This window comes from Candidatus Harpocratesius sp. (assembly GCF_054039255.1).
Map to the genome: position 1 here is coordinate 1 of NZ_JBPLBG010000007.1, position 21,150 is coordinate 21,150.

At 31.1% G+C, this 21,150-nt stretch carries 18 protein-coding genes; 3 read left to right on the top strand and 15 right to left on the bottom strand.

Going from position 1 to position 21,150, the window contains the following annotated elements; genetic code table 11:
• Nucleotides 1-174: 174 nt before the first annotated feature.
• The 6 genes from ACXLDF_RS01335 to ACXLDF_RS01360 form a co-directional block, all read right to left on the bottom strand.
• Nucleotides 175-834, bottom strand: coding sequence for a flavodoxin family protein (locus ACXLDF_RS01335; RefSeq protein WP_457556687.1), 660 nt, complete (start codon nucleotides 832-834; stop codon nucleotides 175-177).
• A 105-nt stretch (nucleotides 835-939) separates the two neighbouring features.
• The gene (locus ACXLDF_RS01340) at nucleotides 940-1,701 is read right to left on the bottom strand and encodes a hypothetical protein (RefSeq protein ID WP_457556688.1); all 762 of its coding nucleotides are present in this window, start codon (nucleotides 1,699-1,701) and stop codon (nucleotides 940-942) included.
• 93 nt (nucleotides 1,702-1,794) lie between these two features.
• Nucleotides 1,795-2,397, bottom strand: a complete 603-nt coding sequence (locus ACXLDF_RS01345; protein WP_457556689.1) for a hypothetical protein — start codon at nucleotides 2,395-2,397, stop codon at nucleotides 1,795-1,797.
• Between the two features lie 181 nt (nucleotides 2,398-2,578).
• Nucleotides 2,579-3,160 (bottom strand): hypothetical protein, encoded by a 582-nt coding sequence (locus tag ACXLDF_RS01350; RefSeq protein ID WP_457556690.1) that lies wholly within the window; start codon nucleotides 3,158-3,160, stop codon nucleotides 2,579-2,581.
• 105 nt (nucleotides 3,161-3,265) lie between these two features.
• Nucleotides 3,266-4,498, bottom strand: coding sequence for a cytochrome c biogenesis CcdA family protein (locus ACXLDF_RS01355; RefSeq protein ID WP_457556691.1), 1,233 nt, complete (start codon nucleotides 4,496-4,498; stop codon nucleotides 3,266-3,268).
• Nucleotides 4,499-4,549: 51 nt separating this feature from the next.
• Entirely contained in the window at nucleotides 4,550-5,908 is a 1,359-nt protein-coding gene (locus tag ACXLDF_RS01360) for an Nre C-terminal domain-containing protein (RefSeq protein WP_457556692.1), read from the bottom strand.
• A gap of 445 nt (nucleotides 5,909-6,353) precedes the next feature.
• On the opposite strand from ACXLDF_RS01360, the gene ACXLDF_RS01365 reads away from it, so the two are divergent.
• Both ACXLDF_RS01365 and ileS read left to right on the top strand, forming a co-directional pair.
• Nucleotides 6,354-6,566, top strand: a complete 213-nt coding sequence (locus ACXLDF_RS01365) for a ribbon-helix-helix domain-containing protein (protein ID WP_457556693.1) — start codon at nucleotides 6,354-6,356, stop codon at nucleotides 6,564-6,566.
• A 602-nt stretch (nucleotides 6,567-7,168) separates the two neighbouring features.
• A complete protein-coding gene (ileS, locus tag ACXLDF_RS01370; protein WP_457556694.1) occupies nucleotides 7,169-10,429 on the top strand; it encodes an isoleucine--tRNA ligase in 3,261 nt (1,086 codons plus the stop codon).
• Between the two features lie 42 nt (nucleotides 10,430-10,471).
• On the opposite strand, the gene ACXLDF_RS01375 is transcribed toward ileS, so the two are convergent.
• The gene (locus ACXLDF_RS01375) at nucleotides 10,472-10,729 is read right to left on the bottom strand and encodes a hypothetical protein (protein ID WP_457556695.1); all 258 of its coding nucleotides are present in this window, start codon (nucleotides 10,727-10,729) and stop codon (nucleotides 10,472-10,474) included.
• 85 nt (nucleotides 10,730-10,814) lie between these two features.
• Entirely contained in the window at nucleotides 10,815-11,564 is a 750-nt protein-coding gene (locus ACXLDF_RS01380) for a hypothetical protein (RefSeq protein ID WP_457556696.1), read from the bottom strand.
• Nucleotides 11,565-11,818: 254 nt separating this feature from the next.
• Here ACXLDF_RS01380 and ACXLDF_RS01385 point away from each other — a divergent pair, with 254 nt between their 5' ends.
• Complete coding sequence (locus ACXLDF_RS01385; RefSeq protein WP_457556697.1) at nucleotides 11,819-12,586, top strand: UPF0280 family protein; 768 nt, start codon at nucleotides 11,819-11,821, stop codon at nucleotides 12,584-12,586.
• A 38-nt stretch (nucleotides 12,587-12,624) separates the two neighbouring features.
• Here the strand turns inward: ACXLDF_RS01385 and ACXLDF_RS01390 are convergent, their stop codons facing one another.
• The 7 genes from ACXLDF_RS01390 to ACXLDF_RS01420 form a co-directional block, all read right to left on the bottom strand.
• Nucleotides 12,625-12,927, bottom strand: a complete 303-nt coding sequence (locus ACXLDF_RS01390; protein ID WP_457556698.1) for an ATP-binding protein — start codon at nucleotides 12,925-12,927, stop codon at nucleotides 12,625-12,627.
• A complete protein-coding gene (locus tag ACXLDF_RS01395) occupies nucleotides 12,920-14,044 on the bottom strand; it encodes a homocysteine biosynthesis protein (RefSeq protein WP_457556699.1) in 1,125 nt (374 codons plus the stop codon). The genes ACXLDF_RS01390 and ACXLDF_RS01395 overlap by 8 nt, the downstream gene beginning before the upstream one ends.
• 2 nt (nucleotides 14,045-14,046) lie before the next feature.
• Complete coding sequence (locus ACXLDF_RS01400) at nucleotides 14,047-15,531, bottom strand: aspartate kinase (protein WP_457556700.1); 1,485 nt, start codon at nucleotides 15,529-15,531, stop codon at nucleotides 14,047-14,049.
• The gene (locus ACXLDF_RS01405) at nucleotides 15,531-16,733 is read right to left on the bottom strand and encodes an aspartate-semialdehyde dehydrogenase (protein WP_457556701.1); all 1,203 of its coding nucleotides are present in this window, start codon (nucleotides 16,731-16,733) and stop codon (nucleotides 15,531-15,533) included. Before ACXLDF_RS01405 ends, ACXLDF_RS01400 begins: the two co-directional genes overlap by 1 nt.
• 467 nt (nucleotides 16,734-17,200) lie before the next feature.
• Complete coding sequence (locus tag ACXLDF_RS01410) at nucleotides 17,201-17,539, bottom strand: MoaD/ThiS family protein (RefSeq protein WP_457556702.1); 339 nt, start codon at nucleotides 17,537-17,539, stop codon at nucleotides 17,201-17,203.
• 106 nt (nucleotides 17,540-17,645) lie between these two features.
• Nucleotides 17,646-18,941 carry a radical SAM protein gene (locus ACXLDF_RS01415; RefSeq protein WP_457556703.1) on the bottom strand — a complete coding sequence of 432 codons (1,296 nt, stop codon included), beginning with the start codon at nucleotides 18,939-18,941 and terminating at the stop codon, nucleotides 17,646-17,648.
• A gap of 69 nt (nucleotides 18,942-19,010) precedes the next feature.
• Nucleotides 19,011-20,876, bottom strand: coding sequence for an aldehyde ferredoxin oxidoreductase family protein (locus ACXLDF_RS01420; protein WP_457556704.1), 1,866 nt, complete (start codon nucleotides 20,874-20,876; stop codon nucleotides 19,011-19,013).
• Nucleotides 20,877-21,150: the final 274 nt, after the last annotated feature.

Sequence of the window (21,150 nt, forward strand, 5' to 3'; positions counted from 1 at the left end):
TAAAAAATTGAATATATCATATCAAATGGTTGGAACTGTTCTTCCAACTCTAATTACCTGCAAAATGGAGAGGTGACTTCTTAAATCTAACCACAAAAAAGTAAATCATGGGAATTAGGAAATTCTCTAACTATAAATAAAATCATTAATTTTCATTATAATATTTCTTTGATTTTATTCAAATGAAAAACCATCTTGAAGCATTATCCAAAAACGTTCAGCTAATGCTTCACAATTTGCTTTTGCAACTCCAGAAATATCAGAAGATTTCCTAAAATCTGTAAGCTCCATTTTCTGACTTGTTTCTGTAGGTAAATTTGCCATCAAAACAGGATGGCCTAATGCAGCAACCACAATCATCCCTTGAATTAAGGCATACTGGATAAGTGAATTCTGGACTACATTTAATCCCCCTGCGCGCAATCCAGAAGTTACAATCACAGAAAAGAGTTTATTTTTAAGTTTGTATTTGGCCATTTTTAAAGGTCGACTACGATCAATCAAATCTTTGACTAATCCTGAAACATTTGAAAAATAAGTGGGAGTTGCTATAATAATTGCAGATGCTTTTAGCATTTTTTCAGAAATAATCTGAAAATCATCTTTCTCATCCAAAGGACATAAATAAGGTTTTCGAAGACAATTATCACAAGCAGAACAATGCTTAACACTGAAATCTGTCAAATGCATTATTTCAATGTCTATTTTCTGCATTAGTTTATTATTTTCATTATCATTTAAAGATTGAATTTTATCTTGGAAAATTTTAGCCAATGAATAGGTTAATCCATTTTTTCGAGGAGAACCGTTTATAATCAATATAGATTTATTCATGTGTTATTTTTTCTCTTGCTCCTTAAAAAAGAATTCGATTTACTCTTTACGGATGAATAATTAAGAAATTTATTATAAAATAAAAAAAAAGAGAATAACAGAAATTTATGGAGATTCTAAAGATTTTATCGGAACAATTATAGTAAAATGCGATTTGTACAATTCAGAATGGCTCAATTCTTTAATTTCATCCAATAAATCAATTTCCATTTCCCCTTCCTTCATCCGAATAAATGTATGATCTTTATATTTATGTTCTTCATCAACAAATACATCAAGCATTTGAATATGGTCTGCTTCTAAGTTAGGATTGAATGAAATATTCATAGAAAATAATATGTCTGCCTTTGGATCTTCAAGTAGAAACAAAAATTTTGCCTGTTGACTTACAATCATTTCACCAAGATTAAAGAATAATGATTCAACTCCAGTAACAATTGCTTTTGTTGCATTTTTCCCTTTCAATATATTTTTGGTATAATCTTGCATTTCTGGTGTGAGAATTTTAAATTTACCTGGAAGAAGATTCTTTCTCTCATAATCACTTAGATATTTTGTAAATAAAGGTGAATTTGATTCATTAATGAATGTATCAGAAATCTTCTCACTTTTATGATAAATAACCATCTGATTATGATATGATAATCCAGACATTACTTTTGTGTAATATATTTTCTTTTCAGGATCATAAGGAAGAATTAAGCGTGTTTTTGCACCCATTCCTAACTGTTGCATCATGGCCTCAGGACCACCAGCATCTAAATTTAAGATCAGAAGCAGAAATTTTCGAAAATCAGAAATTTCGAAATAATTATGAAATTCTTCAAATTTTCTAACTGCAAATTGATATTTTTCCAAAGAGTTCATACATTAAATAAAGAAGGGATCTCTTTAAAAGAGTAGTAATTAGGCTTTTTAGCTTATATTTTCAAATATTTATCTTAAAATTTTCTTCTATAACTAAAAATCACGCTGAATAATTGGTAAATCTTTGACATATTTATCAATTTTCATATAAGGCAATTTCTTTGTTAGTAATGGTGAGTCTCGATTATCGATCCAATATTCCAATAAAATTGTAGGCATTTTCCCTCCATATTGGGCAAAAAATTTCACTCGATGATGACCATCATGACAGACATAGTTATAACGACTATCATCCTTAATTAACCAAACAATAACAGGTGGAATTGGTTTCTTTGTTTGTAACATATAAGGGATACCAGCTTTTAACATTTCATAAGTATCATAATCAAGTGAATCTTCAGTGGCCCAAACCATATGAGGATTGATAAATGTTTGCCTCCAACTTAAACCTTGATCATTAAAGAGTGGTAATCGTAGCTGCATTAGTACTTTTTGAATACCTCGCTCAATATCAAACTCCACACCCCACATACTATGCTGTAAAAATGAGAGGTAAGCCAATTCAGGAACCATGGGATCTTTCACACGTAAAAACATTTTTCGTATATCTGCCAGTGAAAAATGCTTTAAATGCTCTGGAGTGAATTCAGAGACATTAATGAACTGCCATTTAATTTCAGGTTTTTGAAATTGCATGAAATGATCACCATTTAATTTTTAAGATAATTTTCAATTAATTCCTAGTTTTAAATTATCATTTTTTTATAATCGTTTTTAGAGCAATTATTAACTTACATCTTGATAACATTTCGTTTCATTATGAATATCTATGAATTTTTATGAATTTTTATGAATTTCTATGAATTTCTATGAATTTCTATGATATAATCACCGAAAAATTCCGAGTGCGAGATACAGGTAGATCTATGACACGTTTTTGAATTTGAAATGCATATCGGAATTTATCTTCCATTTGATCATAATTTCCAATAGGTTCTAGCAACACTACTTGAACCCTTTTTCGTATACGGTGAAAAAAATATGCGCGATGATGACCATCATGTACAATCATTCGCATTTTCTGTGAATCGAAAAAATTCCAGACAACAATTGGAGGAAAAGTATCTCCAATACTTTGAGTATATTTATAAGCGGCTTCAACCATTACCAATTTAGCACTTTCTAAACCATCTTGCGAAGCCCATAGAAATGCAGGTTCTACCATCTTCAGACTTGCAATGACATTGCGTTCCTTAACATTTAACTGCTGACATGCAAATTTTTTTAATGATTCAGGTGTTTTCGCCTTCAACCAATGTGTTCTTCTTAAAAATGAATCATATCCAACCTTATTATCAATTGGATTTTTAGATATTATCAATTGATAAATATCCATTGGATTTTTATGATATTTTGGTGAAGATCTTGAAGAAGGTAAACCTGAAAGCGGAGGAGTCATAAGATCGTTGCCTTCGAATGCATAGAATTTTATTAGAATTCATGTATGTTACTATTTCTTATTGGTGATGATTGGTTAAATATTTTTATTCTGTTTTTGTTTTAATTATACTCCTAAAAGTGAATACAATGTCAATCCAATAATTGCAAGACCAGATAATATTCGAAGTAATGGGCGATATTTTATCCTTATTTGGTTAATTTTTTCTGATTCACTTCCATGAAGCAAGAGAATTAAAACAATTATTAAAGGAAGAATTAATCCCAAGTAGAAAAATCCTAAATTTACAGCAAAGAAAATAGGATTTTCAACTAACCCCATAAATAATGAAATCATTATGGCGCCAATGCAAGGAATTTTGATTAATGAAAATATAAAACCTAAAATAAATCCATAAATAAAGGATCCTTTACGTAGCATTTTAGATATAAAATTTTTTACTGAAGTTGGTGTAGAAAATAGCTTGCTTTTCTCAGAAAATGAATCAATAATGTACCATAATCCCAATCCGATCATAAAACCTCCCAAAATCCACTTAAAGCCAGTTAAATAAATCAAATTTGCTAATGCTTCAAATGTGCCAATAATTATCAAACCAAGCAAAATATACATAAATATTATTCCTAACGACAATCCAGAAAAAATTTTTACAAATTGATTCTTGTTTAGCTTTTCTGCAGAAAAACTGGGAGTTACAACAGCTAAAATCAGAATAATACAAGGAGATAATCCTGTTAACACACCAGAAACGAACGAAATCCATGGTGTGATATTTTCTCGCGGTGAATTTTTATTATTTCCACCAGAAGTATAATTCGCTATAATAAAATAAGTTGATTTTAATTGATCATATGTAATCTTACTATACCCTAAACCAATTGCATAGTCTTCTTTTAAAAAGATCACACCAGGTGTTCCGATACGAGGTAAACTAAGATTATTTAATCGAGAGTAGTAGTATGTTTCATTTACACCATATAAAACCGCGATTTTTGTGTAATTTACAGTAAAATCCATCAAAAAGTGATCAATTACAGCTTCTTTTTCAATGCAAAGAGAACAACCAGGTTGATAATAATATTCCATATAAATCGCGGCTGAATTATTGCTTGAATTTGTTGATGTATTATTATTGGAAATTCTTGCAGAAGATTGAACTAAATTAATTTGATCCTCATTATTTTTTTGTAAAGGAACAAAGATTGTTGAATACCATACTCCACTAAATAATATCGATAGTAAAATGATCTTAAGTACAATTTTATTTCTAAAATGTAATGAAGTCGCGAGTATATCAGATCTACCGCATTTTGGAAAGTTACTATGCAATGTGATCATGAAAAGGAGTGAATTCGCAATTTAATAATCTTTTCATATTTAGTAAAATAACTAAGATGAACGTATCCAGAAATCCAAACGTTTTTGTTTGTGGATATAAGAAAGAAGGTTACTAGCATGTTTCCAATATTCTAGAGGAATGGATAATTTGGATTCAACTCTAGTAAGAGCTGATTCTAGAGTTTCATGAATTTTTACATTTTTACCCTTCCAACCGTTAGCTAAAGCTTGTTTTACTGTCTCTCGAATTACCCACACACCAAGAGGAACTACATATCCACCAGATACTTCTCTAAAAACAATTACTCGTGCCTGTCGTCTGCTATTAACTAAAAATTCTTCAATTTCTTTTCGCGCAGCATAATAAGCACCAGTTACATGATCAGCATATTTTTTTCTTCCTTGTTCAAATTCAAAATCATTCACAATCACAGGTTGAATTGCTTGCATTGGGATATTTAAACCAGGAATTGCTTGATTCCAAATGGATGATTGATTCCAACATTCGTTCATTTCGTATGCCCACGGTCCCGGAATAAAAATAATAACAAATTTATTATCAAGATATTCCCCGTAAAATGAATAATACTTATCAATAGATGGATAATGCTGGAGCTTTTTTTTTAAATATTTACCAATTATATCATCCACTGCAGTAATACTCCAACGCGTCGGCACTAAACGACGGTTTTGTTTAACCCCTAATAAACCAGCAGAAAAAATGCGTTGAATGGAGGTTACATTTAAAGATTTTGCATGATATAGGTATTCTTCAATTGCATCTACTGCTTTTAAATCGGTATCGCTAACAGCTTTATCAACAGGTTTTAAAACCTTAATATTATCGATAATTTGTATTTTTTCTGCTCTTCCACTTGGACCTTGTGGTGGTGAATGAGTTCCATAAAGCATTCCTACTCGTACTCGGCTAAGTTTTGCCTCTGTATCCACAGAATTAGAAGCTAATGTTAATTCTTGAGTTGCTTCCAGTAGTTTTAAGTTGGATCTTGATAGTTCTTTTTCTAATTCTGAAATTGGTAAATTATACTTCACATTCATAGTAAAATTTGAACGTACTAAACCAGATCGATAAGCAATAATTTCATTAATATCCTTACCAAACCAACTCTCAGGTGAATCCAAATATCTTGTATCTTTTTGTGCGGAAAAATTACCAATAGGAATTAATGGTCCTATATTGACATGCGGATAACCAACATGGCCAACAAAAACCGCAGGAGGTGAAGCACCAAAGATATCTTGTTTACCCTTGAATTGCCCAGGATCTACAGAAAGAGTACTTTTTAATACACTGTATTTTAGTAATATAGGACATTTTGACTTTCCACAAAGAAGACGGGCACCTTTACACCGAACACAAATATTATCAGATACTTGAGGTCGAACCATGAGAATGTTTCACATTGCTTAGTGATCAACTTAATTTAAATTTTCAATTAAAAGATTAATACTAAAAAATAATAGAATTCTAGTTATTTGAAGATGCTCTTTTTTGAATTAATAATTTCGTAAAAATAAATAATGAATACTTTAAAAAAAACTGGTTTTTGAAATTTTAGAGTATATTAAAACTTATTCGCACATTTATCTTTAATACTTATGAACTGTTTTATTTATAGAATATTTCTCCTTTGACATAAGATCCTTAACCTATTTAAAGTACTAACAGAACCCATGCGTCTTCTTCCAATAAGTTTTAATAATATTTCCGACAAAATGATAATATTGACGCATTGTAATCTCGTCAATCGAAAGATTTAAATCTGAACAACAATCAACCATTTTTTAAGATATTATTATCATTTTTAAAGATAACCATGGGGAATTCAAAAATATGAAAATTGTAACGATTAACATTCCAGATCAATATTTAGATGGAATAGAAACAATGGTCAATCTGGGATTTTATCCTTCAAGAAGTGAGGCAGTTCGCCAAGCATTAAAACAATTTTTAGCAAGGGAAGCTCAATTCAGCGAAGATTTAGAAACCGACAGATTCGCTAAATTAAAGCAATTTCAATTAGATACAATAATCAATTATAAATAAACTCAAGATTTCTTTTTGATTTTTTCTTTTTTCCTTTATAATGCCAAGTTAACTGTTCATATAAGGTTATTTTGATAAAGCAACTCATTTGACAATTCCTTTCGACTTAATTACTTAGCTCTTTTCATTCATGCCCGTAACTTTTTATATATTTGTATCTTAGTTTAAATAGGTCTGTCCTAAAGGAATAAGTGAAAATTATGCCCGCGTCTGAAACATCTATTCTTATTTCTATATCAACGGAGTTGTTTAAGATCATCTCAGGCGCTATTATTCAAATTATCGCATAACACTTTTCATTGGCTCCCTATAATTATCTTGTTTCAGACGCAAGTAATATTAAACACTATCAAAAAGAAATTAATTTCTTATTAATTAGTTAGGGAGATCAAAGTCAATCAAATAAGATGAATAATTCTGAAATAAGAAAATGCGTTGAAATTTGAAAGAATTCGATAAAAAAAGCAAGTGTGATTCAATTATCTTTTTTTAAGATGAAAATTTGTTCATCATATTAAACAATCTACCTAAATCTTAAATTGATTAAATGGCGGGAACTTTAAAAATTTCAACTATATATTAAAATAATTGAGGAAAAAACAATGAAACCCTTAGGAAATCTAAATTTACTAAAAATTGAAGAAAATATATTACAATGGTGGGAGAAACAAAAAATCTACGAAAAAATTAAAGCTCAAGAACCCACTGATGAAGAAAAAACTTTTAGATTTATTGATGGTCCACCATATACTACAGGTGATGTCCATTTAGGCACTGCATGGAATAAAATCATGAAAGATCTTGTCATTAAATATAAACGAATGCAAGGATTTCGTGTAACTGATACTCCTGGTTATGACACTCATGGTTTACCAATTGAAGTTGTAACAGAAAAGAAATTAGGAATTAAAAATAAGCAAGAAATTAAGACATTTGGATTGGATAAATTTATTTCTGAATGCAGAGCTTATGCAGAAAGTAAAATTCCCAGTATGAATGAACAATTCAAGCGTCTTGGTTGCACCTTCTGGGACTGGGATAATCCTTATGTAACATTAAAAAATACATATATTCAAGGTATCTGGTGGACTCTTAAACGTGCATGGGAAAATGGGTATTTATACAAATTCTATAAACCCCAAAACTGCTGTCCACGATGTGCTACTGCTTTAGCCAAACATGAATATGAGTATCATGATATAACTGATACAGCTATTTTTGTTAAATTTCAATCAGTTGATGATCCCAAAACGTTTTTCATCATTTGGACCACAACACCTTGGACTTTAATCAGCAATACAAATATTATGGCCAACCCAGATGTTGAATATGTCAAAATGCGGGTGAAAGACGAATTCTGGATTATGGCAATTGCAGCCACTTCAGATCTCCTCCAAAATAAATTAGGATTGGTTGTAAATGCAGAAGACGGTTTTTCATATGGAGAACGTTATACTGGACGCGATCTTGAAGGAAAACGCTATATCCATCCCTTTGCAGATTTAATACCAAAGCAATCAGAATTAGAAAAAGAACAACCATTAGTTCATACAATCATTCTTTCTCACGAATATGTCCAAGAAACCGGAGGAAGTGGATTAGTTCACACAGCACCTGGACACGGTCCTGAAGATTTCGAAGTTGGTGTTTCCTATAAGATACCGATCTATTCACCAGTCGCTATGGATGGAACTTATACGAAAGATGCAGGAGAATACTTTAAAGGTAAGTATGTACATGATGCAAATCGTGAAATTATTGAAATGCTCCACAAACGGGGAACATTGGTTCATGAAGATGCAATTTCACATGAATATGCACATTGTTGGCGTTGTCATACTAAATTAGTATATAGAGCCACCGAGCAATGGTTTTTCAAGACATCAGCATTGCGAGATGAAATGTTAAAAGAAAATGATGAAATATTTTGGATACCTGAATATGCAGGTGCCACAAATTTCAAATCATGGTTAACCAGTTTACAAGATTGGTGTATTTCACGACAACGATACTGGGGAATTCCCCTCTCAATTTGGACTTGTGAAAATCCTGAATGTGATAATATGCATGTAATTGGTTCAATGGAAGAATTACGAGATATCGCAGGAACTTGTCCTGATGATATCCACAAACCTTGGATTGACGAAGTTACATGGAAATGTGATAAATGTGGAAAGAAGATGACCCGTATTCCAGATGTTATGGATGTTTGGCTTGATTCAGGATCAGTAATGTGGGCATCACATAAATTTGTTGATGGACATGAACATTATGATTCATGGGTTCCCGCAGATTTTATTCTTGAAGGAAAAGATCAAATCCGCGGATGGTTTAACTCTTTATTATGCAGTGCTATGGTCTCTACTAAGAAAAGAAATTACAACGTTTGCTATATGCACGGATGGGTTACTAGTCATGGAACGAAAATGTCTAAATCTTTAGGAAATGCCTTGGACCCACAAGATGTCATTAATGGAAATATAGAAATTTTAACAGAAAAACAAAAAGAATATTTACGGGAATTGGCAGCAGATGAACGTACGTCTAAATTCGATAAAACAAAACAAAAATCAACCAAAAACAAGAAACACTGGAAACCAAAATATATTAAAGATGATAAACGTTGGTCAATGATTAAAGGAATTGAAACATTCAGATTTTATTCAGTAATGGGTACTCCCCCAGGAAAAGATTTGAATTTTGATTACAAAGAATATACAGATACGTTCAAAGTTTTAAATACAATCTGGAATACATTCAAATTTGCCCAAGAAAAAATGAAATTAAATAATTTTCATCCTAAGACACATTTAATCAAAAAAGATGAACTTTCTGCTGCAGATAAATGGATTCTGGCTCGAACAAATAGTTTGATTCGCACAATAACAGATTATTTTGAAAAATTCGAATTACCATCAATTCCTGCTACTTTACAAAATTTCATATTAAATGATCTCTCTCGCTGGTACATCACTATTATACGAGAACAAGTTGAACCATCAAATAAAGACCCTTCAAAATACACCACTTTAGCAGTACTTTGGCATGTATTATATCGTGTGCTACTATTGCTTGCCCCTGTTAATCCAATGTTGTGTGAAGAGATCTATCAAAAAATATTCCGTTCAGAATTATCAGATCAGTTAAAACTCTCAATTCATTTGGAACAATGGCCAAAACCATCCCTTGAATATGATAATCATGAAATTGAAGAAGAAATGGCTACTGCTCGTAGAATAATTGATGAAGTGCGTTCATTAAAATCTGAACATAAAATAAAACTTCGCTGGCCTACGAAAGGATTAATTATCGTTCCTAAAAACGACAACCCTAAACCTTCTTTCCCACAATTGATTCAAGAAATGAGTAATGTAAAGGAAATAAAAATCAGGAAGACTTCACCGAAAAATCCAGATTACTTATCCACAGAATGGGGAGAGTACGCAATTTATTTGGATTTGGAAGAATCAGAAGAAATTCAACAAGAGCGAATTTTACGAGACTTGCTTCGAACCATCCAATTTTTACGCAAAAATGCAAAACTACAAACAGGAGAATCCATTGAACTTCATTTAAGCACAAAACATCCATTTCTTTTAAAAACTATAAAGGATAATGCTGAAGCAATTCAGACTAAGGTCACCGCCAATCCAATGGATTTCACACCCGTATCAAACCCCGATCCAGATATTTGGACCACTCATGGTTTTAATGTCTGCCTAAATGAAAATTGCTATTCAGTAGTTCGTGAGAAAAACGTTCATGCAATTCATGAAGGAAATAACTATAAATGCAGTTATTGTGGTAAATCTGTAACTCCAGAAAAATTGGGTGAAATTCTGATTGAATTTAAAAAGAATTAATCAAAAATAAAAGCAAAAAAATTTTTTTTAATTTTTTATTTTTTAATCATATCTTTTATATTTATCAATTATCACTTTGCTAAGCGAATAGGCGTATTTCTTCAAATCGAGAATTAATTTTTGCTGAGATAGTTCACGTAAAACTGAAACATATAAAGAATTGAATAATTGTTCTAATTGCTCAATTTTATCAAAAATTTCGGTAATTTTTTTCCAATCTTGAGCCCATTCTTCATCCCAGGCTTCGTCATACAATGTTTTATATGGAAAAAACATAGAAGAAATTGCTTCAGGTGCCATTATAATCTCATACTAGTTGATTTACTAAACTCTTATAAATATATGCATCTTTGGAATTATTTAAAAAAAAATAATCAAGATTTAATCAGTTTAAAGGAATATTAAATGTGTTGGAATAATACATTTCAGGAGGGTTAACGATTTTGTGGGATAAATTTTCTTTAAAATGAGGAAAGCGACGGTGAAATGACTCTGTATTTAATAATGGCCAATCTCTAAAAAGTAAAAGAGAACTTAATGGTTTCTTTCCTATTTTTTTATAGTCTATTTTAATAGTATTTCTCAAAGCATCGAGATCAAATAATGAAATTATCTCAGAGGAAGAAAGCACATCTAAAAAGCGAATATAATATCGTAGCAAATCATCACTGGTATCAATATCATTTTGCGATTGGTATTCTTGACAAATAGCATATTCTAATAGAGAAGGATAGGACTGATGTTCCCACATAATTACATTAGTCAAAAGTATGAATATTTCATCTAGATCTAATTTAAAATAAATAGTTTGATATAGAATATTCATATAATCAAGTGGAATATTCTTATCTTTATACTTCTGCTGACGCTTGAAAGACTCAATAAAGGTACTATAATTACAATGAACAAATGGTCTTAAGACAGTATTAAAGAATTTCTCATGTTTTTCTGAACGTAAAAAAACTAATATCGCTCGATAAAGATAGTTTTGCATCTTTTTAACACGAGATCTTGTTCTTGTACAATTTTTCCATTTTTCTGAGAAAGGATTGTTTTTCGCTCTATGATTATATTCTAACTCAAATATAGTCATATCTAGCAATTCTTGCATCATTTCGAAAATCAATTCTTTCATTTTGAGGTCACCAAAAAGAAGTACTTTAAAAAATTCTCACACCTACAAACATATACTCATTTAGGTAATTTAATTTTTTCTGGTTTGTATTCATTAAAAGACAGAAAATAAGTGGGAACTTCATCCCAATGAAAAGAAAAAAAGAGTTCAACTTACATATGTTAATCAGTTATTATACAAACAAAAAATTTCTTTGTAATTTTTGAAGAATTGTAAAAAAATTATTAAATTTTGAGAAACAATAAATCCTTACTGTGAAAAACTCAACTGAAATACGGATTTCTCATCACTTTCAATACAAACACTCAGATTGTACCATTATTACGGACAAACGAGAGAATATTGAAAAAACTAAGACTCAATTTTATAATGATATCAACGAACTCGAAAAATTTGTAAATATTCATAAAGATTGGAGAAATTCATATGTTCCTTTTATAAGTAATCCAATAGTAAATAAAGATTCATTAATTTATGCAATGGAACAAGCAAGTCTTAAATGTAATGTTGGACCTATGGCAGCAGTTGCTGGTGCAATAGCAGACAGAATGGTTTCAGTAATGATTCAAAATCCCGGAACAAACATCGCTGTAGTTGAAAATGGAGGTGAAATCTCAATAAATTCTAAAGAAGATATTATTATCAGTTTAATGGTTTTATCAACTTCATTGAAATCAAAACTTGGTTTTAGATATAAAGGTGGATCAAAACCAATAGGCGTGGCAACCAGCTCAGCTACTTTCGGCCATGCAGAAAGTTTTGGAGAAGCAGATGCAGTTGTTGTATTTGCGGCTAATGCTGCACTAGCAGATGCAGCTGCAACTTTTATTTGTAATAATGTAAAAGGAAAAGATGATAAAGAAGCAATTAATTCAGGTATAGATGCATTTAATTTAATCCCAGAATTATTAGGAGTATTAATAGTAAAAAATCAACTGATTGGAAAAAAAGGGAAATTACCTAAGTTAATAAGAATCAAAGATGATAATAATATTCTAATGAAAAAAAAAATTGAAAATTGATCTTTTAACAAAAAATTACTAGTTAAAAATTATAAATTTCATGATATGTAAAGTGCATGGCGAGGACATGCATCTAAACATAATAAACATCCTTTGCAATTTTCGACTTTAAATAAAAACGAATAATTAGTGTCAAAACTCAATGCACCAAATCTACAGTACGAAGTACACCAACCGCATTCAACACATAAATCAATATTAAACTGTATTGGTTTCTTGTTGATTTTTACTGAGTTCTTATCAAATGAATTTGAATTTGTAGAGTTGGCATCATTTGGGTTTATTCCATTAGAGTTTTCTATATTTAAATTAAACTTATTTGAATTATTCATATTACGCATCCTCCGATTGATAAGTTTTAAAACTTTGTTTTGTTGGCAAATTCTGTATAGGTTTGACAATTGGAAATTTCTTTTCTTCAATCATCATTTTTAAAATCTTAGTAATTTTACGAGCTTTACTATACGATGAAGTTGAAGAAACAGGAACCATTTTTCCTTCAATTTCAATTTGTCTTGTTTTTAACTCAGCATATGATATACGACGAATAAATGGGCGCTCTCTTTTACCTGTAGAGTAATCTAAAACACTTGTAAAGATTTCAGTATCAGGAGTCCCGGTTGTTCTTGCTAAAGATTCATTTAAAATAGGAATTGGAATTCCTAAACCAATATAACAACTATATCCATATCCTTTAAGAAATGCACCTGCAATAAATTCTGGCACCATTTTCTTTAAATCTCCAGAAACCATTATATTTCCCCATTCTGATTCAGGATTGTGTTGAGTTCCAGGACCTATTATATGTCCAACTGTCCCTCCAAGAAAAATTGGAGTTCCAACACCAATGGTTTGATAAGATGGATCATTGTGTAAAGGTGATATTGTCCCAACTCCACCATAGGTCGCATTTTGATATTTGGGAAGAAGTTTTCCCATGTATGTATATAAAGTTTTTTCAGATGAATTGACAGCACAAACATATTTTTGATAAGCATTTCGTGGATTGATCATCACTGCTTGATTAAAATCTTGAAGCCCAAAAGAAACATCAAATGATTTTCGAGGATAGCAATCAGTTCCAGTCCCTGTCGAGTGAATTGACACATTTTCTCCTTTGACGAGTTTTTCAAGAACATGACCTCCACCAATTTTATCAGAAAATCGACTCCCTTGAGTTACGCCTAAATAACAATCCGCTGCAGCATTTCCATGATATGCATTTACGCCATCAATTTCAATAGTTTCTATTTTAATTGGTGGATCTGGCTGTGGTAAATTAAAAAATACACCGCTTGAACACATACAACCAAATGTTCCAGTAGTTACAACATCTACTGCTTCTGCAGCATATTCCACACCCTCTTTCTCAACTAATGAAACCATTTCTTCTGCTGTTAATATTACTGCTGTCTTGTCATTAATTTTTGAATTTATATCTTCATAAGTTTTCTCCATTTTTATTCCTCCACATTCTTTTTACTATTATTATCTTTATTGCATTCATCAGAAAAAATCAAATTTATTTCATTTGCCACCATTGGAATAAATTTGCGATTAAGAACGATCGAAACAGTTATTCCATTATAATCTTGTAAAATTCCGTGAATTTGAATTCCATTCCTTTTTAGAATTTGTCCAATCTTAGAGATAATTTCAGATTGGTAAAAAGATTCAGTTATGATAGTAATAATTCCAACTGATATTATGTTAATTTTTAACCATTCACTTTGTATCTGTGAATTATGACAAAATTCTTCTAATTTTTCCCCAATATTTGAATCTTTAGAACATAATAATAATCTATTTTGGGAAAATGTTTTCTGAAAGAGTGAAATGTGCCAATTTTTTTTATTGAAATATAAGAATAATTCCATTAAGAAAGTAGATTCTTGGAATAAAAATGGGGATTTAAGAATTATTAAGTTAGAAGAATTTGTTATTTCAATCCCTTTTATAGGAATTTCCATGCTTTGTGATGAAATATAGGTAAAATTTGAATTCTCAGGTAGATGAAAATGACGAATTTCAATGGGAATCTTTTGGTCTTCAATAATGCTTATACATTTGGGATGTAGAATTTTAGCTCCAAGAACAGCAATTTCTTTTGCTTCTTTATAGTTGAGTTTTTGAATTAGATGTGGATCTTGAATATATTTAGGATTACCAGAAAGTACACCAGGCACATCTTTCCAAAGAATTATTCTTCCGTCATGAAATAGATTCAAATCAAAAAGCATACGGGCAATGATTGTTGCAGTAAAATCACTTCCACCTCTTCCTAATGTAGTCGTATAACCAATTTCATTTCGACCAATAAAACCAGTGATTACAATAACTTGATGATTTCGATTATTTTTAAGTAAAGGAATTATTTTTTGGTTAATACGAGCTCGAGTGTGTTGAAGATTAGGTATGGCTTTATTATACTCACTGTTTGTAATGATTAATTCTTCACCAAAAAATACCGATGAAGTAAAATTTTCTTGTTTTAAATATAAATTAACCAAAGTAGCGCAGAGTTTTTCACCAAATGACATTACATAGTCAATAAAATAAGGAATAATTCCAAATTCTTCCACTTCTTCCAAAACTTTTGAAAGTTGGTGTAATATCAGTTGTAGTTCTCCTTTAGCACTGTTAGTTACTTTAAAATTTTCTTCAAATAATAAATCAATATACTCTTCATGAATTTCTTCGATTTGTTTTAAATGAGAAATTACATCATGCCCACATCCTTTACTTGCTAATTTGGTTACTTCAATCAACAAGTCAGTAACTCCTTTCAATGCAGAAACGACTAAAATAATAGAAATTGGAATGGTACTTTGTTGATAATGCGATCGAATAATGCTTTCAATCTGTTTAAAATCATCAGGTTTAGTTAAACACGACCCACCAAATTTCATAATAAATACTTTATTAGGATTTTCTTGTTCATTCATCAGCTTTTCCTCCCTATCGTCCCTTTAGCATAAAGATATTCTGCATTAAGTACAGCACCTCTACCTGCACCTAATTCTGTGTTATGCGATAAAATCGTCATTTTAAATCCTTTTTCAAAATTAGTGGGCCCTAATCCCCCAATAAATGTAATCATACCTAAAGACGGATCTGCTAAATCTATTCTTGGTTGAGGCCTATCTTTTTCACTAGACGAAAAGAGATAAATGGGCTCTTTGGGATAATTAGGGAGATTTAGACCACCAATACTGCTTTTTTCTCTATTTTTATTAAACTCATTAAATGCTTGGCGAATTTCTAATTCAGAGCACTGAATTTTAGTTTGGAAGAAAACAGATAATAAATGCCCCTCTAAAACTGGAACCCTATTGCATTTAGAATCAATTTTAAATTTGGGATAAACGAAAATGGAATTTTCTGAAAGATTATTTTTATTTCCTTGAAATTCAATGCTATTAATTTGTGCAAATATTTTTTTTATTTCATAATTGACTTTCCTTTCTTCTTCAGGAATGTATGGAATAATATTGCCTATTATATCATATGCACTCACACCAGCATATCCTGCTCCACTAATAGCTTGCATTGAAACTACATTCACAGATTCCAACCCAAATTTACGAAAAATAGGATATAGCCCAATTGCAAGACCAACTGTAGTACAATTTGGACCCGGACAAACAAAACCTTGTGAATCATGGATGTGCTTCTGTATTTCAAATACTTCAAAGTGAGAGCCATTAACAATAGGTAAAAATATCGGTATCTCTGGTTTATAACGCGCCCATGATGCCGTTGAAAACACAGGATAGTCGCGTGCCAATATAGGTTCAAGTTTTGCGGCAAATTCTGAAGGAACTGCAGAAAATATTATATCAATTTCATCTTTTTTAATATCATCGAGTGATTTTACGATCATTTCACCAATTTCAGATGGCAAACTAAAACTTGAAGTTGTTCGTCGTGCATATTTATATTTTTTTCCTACTGTCCCAAAACCATGAAGCGAAGAAATTTTAAACCAAGGATGGTTAATTAAAGCTTCAACAATAGATTGTCCAACTAATCCAGTGCAACCAATAATTGCAACATTCAATTTCTGCTCAAGATCTGAAGTTATAGTTACTGGAAAATGTTTTTCTTTCATATATTCAGAATTTTTCTTTTTAGGATCTTGACTCATTCTTTTTTCTCCTTCTATTTGTGATATTTTTTTCTAATATTATGTATTTCTTAAATCAAAATGCTATCGAAATATTTCAGAACTATTTGTAGTTCTAAACGTATGTTACTACAAGAAATTGAATAACAATACATAGATAACAGATTCTATCGCCCAATTCTCATCGGCGATATTTTCTGTGTTCAAACACAATCACAAAAGAAGAGAGAGAGCGATCGAATCTTGTTTACTTATGCCATTGCCATTAACATGGACTTCAACATCATGGCTGATGGCATCTGAGACATCATTTGCATATCCCACATGCTTCCCATGATTATTTCTTGGTAAACATTAGAATCGAATCGCATTCTTATATATTTTCTATAAAGCATTCTTTAAGAAATTAATGGTGAAAAAAATTTGATTAAGTAAATTGAATATTTAAATTCTGATGTCCAGAATGGCTTTAATTAATAAAAAATTATTTAACCACCTCCAATTGGAGGAAAAATTGCTACAACTGACGGATTCTCTTCAATTTGGGTTGTCAATGCAAATTCTGTGAATAAAATACGGCCGTTTAAAATAATTTTAACATATTTTTTTAACTGTTCAGGTTGAGTTGAAAAATCAATTGTCTCTTCTAAAAATTCTCGATTATAAAGAATTGATTGTGAGATCTCATCTAATAACTCTCTTATCGTGATTCCTTTTGGAACAGAATAAATACGCTTTTTGAATTTTGTCAATGGGCGTAGATTTGCAAAAACTCGAACTTCGACTGAAACTTTTTCATTTATTTTTTCATCTACTTTAGAATCCATTTTTTATCATTCATTCAATTAAATTCTTCAAATTTAAGATACAATCGTAATATAGTATATAATATATAACTCTAATCATTAATTTATATCAATTTAATAGATTAAATTAAATATCAAATAAGCATTTAACAAATCCAACACTATAAAGGCATTCATTACAACCAGGAGTATTTCCATAACAATCGCTTGAATTATCGGTAATATAATAACAATTTTGAGTGGAATATACACAATCTCCACAGAATGGTACCTGACTGGAAATACAATTTAAAACAGAATGAATCTGTTTTACTTTGCTTGACTGCAAAATGTCTTTGAAAGAAGTATTTGGATTAGTAAGATTTCCCAGAATATAGGGTTTTACTAATCGTTCATGATGATTTATCACAACTTTATGTTCATGGCCAAAATTATAGCATGGAATAACATTTCCATCAAATGAAATAAATAATCCATCACGAGCTGCAAACGGACATTCTCGCTGAGTGGATTCTGCAAAAAGTGGAGGTAAATCTATAAGAATATGATTTTTCTCTGCTAATTTAGAGATTTCTTTAAAAACATGTTGAGCATTTTTAATCGTTTGCTTCTTTTGAATAACATCCATAATTTTTTGTAAATCAAAATCAATATTATTTATCTGAGCTTCAGAAATAGAATTTAACATTTGCTGGATTTGAGAATTATGCTCAGTATTTATAAATTTATGATAATTAGGGGTAAGAATTACTTGATTTAATATTTCCCAACCTAATTCTCCAACGTTATTTAATAAATCAAATGCATCAGCAGAAATAGGAAGAAATAGAGAATCTTTTTCCATTTCAACAGTGTAAGGAAGAAGATGGGATAAAAATATTTTTGGAATTCCTATCTCTGCACAAAATTCAACCAAATATGAAAGATCATACAGATTTTGGTTAGATATAACCGTTTCAATTGCAAGATTGGGAATTTTTCTGGCTTGATATGCTTCAGCTAAAACCTTTAAATTTTTAAATACTTCTGGATTGAACCCTTCTCGTATTTTACTACTCTTGGCTAAAAATGGAGAATCAAGTGAAATAATTATTCGATCTACCTTGTATTTTAATATCTCTTCAAGAAAGTCTGCTGCCAATAAAGATCCATTACTAGTAAATTCAATCTTTGCATGAGGAGGAAGATAAATACGTGATATCTCCAAAAGTTTAAGAAAATTTGAATGTGTAAGTGGTTCACCAACACCATACAAAATAAGATGATCTAATCCTGAAAATACTTCTTTAGCAATTTTTTTAAATAAGTCGACTGATATCTCATTTCTTTCAAGCGAATTTTGAGAATGTAGGCACATAGCACAATCAAAATTGCATTTAGTAGTGATCTCAATTTGTAAGGTTTTCAAAGAGAACGAATTCATCAGATAACTGACCTAATAAAACGTAATAAAAAAAGAAAAGGATTAAGATCTATATGCGATAGCAAATGATTACTTAATTCCTAATTCAGCCAATTTTTCTGGTTTTGGTACACCACGGTCATCCCAACCGCGTAAATTATAATATTCCTTAAGCATTTCATCCAATTTAAACAATTCGCCCTTCGATGGACCTTCGGGAATGGATTCTTCAGACAATCGTTTAGGCAAAAAGTCTTGATTGATAATTCCAAGTTTTTCCATGATAACACGTTGGAGATTGTAAATACGTTCGCCAACTGTCAAAACTGTTTCAGGTTTGACATCCCAACCCGTCACAACACTCATAAGTGCTGCAAAATCGTCAGTACCTAAAGCAAATGTAGTAAATAAGCAATTCACAGTACTATTAACAGCAGCGGTAAAATCTTGGAAAATCTTCACCCAATTGGGTTTCACTTTATAATCTAAACGATCAATTTGCTCAGGTAATCCAACAACTTCAGGGCTTACAGTATAACCTGTGACATGGCAACCTCCCCGATTAGCTGTAGCATAATTTAAGCCAATTCCTTTGATTCCTCTCGGATCATATGCTGGCATTTCGAGCTTTTTGGCAGTCATACTTAATTCAGGATGACCGTAGGAATTTGCTAAGTGATATGAACCCATATACAATTTTTGACCAAAACCTACTCCTTTACCCATCAACTTGATTGCGTCAACTAAACCTTGACCATTTCCAAATTTAAGATCCAAACCAGCATAATCATCTGCTGGAATAAATCCTTTTGTTGCAAGTTCCATTGCTGCTGCGACTGTAGATCCTGCAGAAATTGTATCAAGACCATATTCATCGCATATATGATTCGCCATAATTATAGCAGGCATATCATAAACACCACAAGAACTACCAAAAGCCCAAATGGATTCATATTCTGGTCCTTCAGTTTCTGCAATTTTAAACGGCCCCTCATCAACTTTAGAAGCTCGTCCACACGCAATAGTGCAACCCCAACACGGATTTCGCTTACGTAGATATTTTTCAGTAAGGGTTTCTCCACTAATTTTTTCTGCGTTTTCGTTATAAGCAAATTGCCAATTTTTTTCAGGAAGTGAGCCGATATTGTTAACAATATTTACCAAAACTGCAGTTCCATATGTGGGTAAGCCAGTACCTGTGACTCCATTTTCTTTCATTTTTGCAAGTAGAGATTTGGATATCTCTTTAAACTTTTCTTGATCTGCAACTTCAACTTTCTGATTTCCCCCAGTAACAATGGCTTTTAAATTCTTAGAACCCATAACTGCCCCTACACCAGTTCTGCCAGCAGCTCTATGTGCATCATTCACAATACAAGCAATTGGTGAGAGTTTCTCTCCTGGAGGTCCGATACATGCAATGCTTATCTTAAAACCTACATTTTCATATTCTTTCAAAAGTTCATCATTGGTTTCAAATACAGTTTTACCCCATAAAGAACTTGCATCTTTAATCTGTACGGTTCCATTGATTGCTTCTAAGTACACTGGCGAATCAGCTTTTCCTTCAATAATAATTCCATCAATTCCAGCCTTTTTCAAAAATGCACCAAATTTTCCCCCTGAATTTGAAGATCCGATTGAACCTGTTAAGGGAGATTTTAAAGTCATTACATGATGACGCCCAGGACTTGGAAATCCGGTAATTCCTGTTCCTGGTCCAGTTCCAAAGAATATCAAGTTGTCTGGTGAAAAAGCGTCAAAATCTTTCAAACTAATACCATTAGATTCCAACTTCTTTACATGTTCCCAAATAAATTTCGTTCCTAAACCTGCACCTCCCCAAAATTGTTGAAAAATTTCAAGAGGTACATCTTCAAGCGCTACAGACTTATTTGAAAGATTAATTCGATATATTTTGCCCATTAATCCATTTCCCATTTTAGTTACCTTCATATAATAATTGAATTTACTTCAGTGTTATACAAAAAATTGGAAAAAAAAGAAGTAATTCACCAAAATACTCTCCATTAAAGATACTAAAAAGTGTTTTCATTTACCGTTATGTATGGATGCTTATATCGGAACAAAAAAATTATAACATTTGTAATTTCATTGATAAATGTCAGAAATTATTATGTACGAATAAGTTCAATATTTAGATTTTGTAACATAAGTAGAACGAAATATAAGGATATTTTTTTTTAATCTAATGGAAAAATGATTGTTA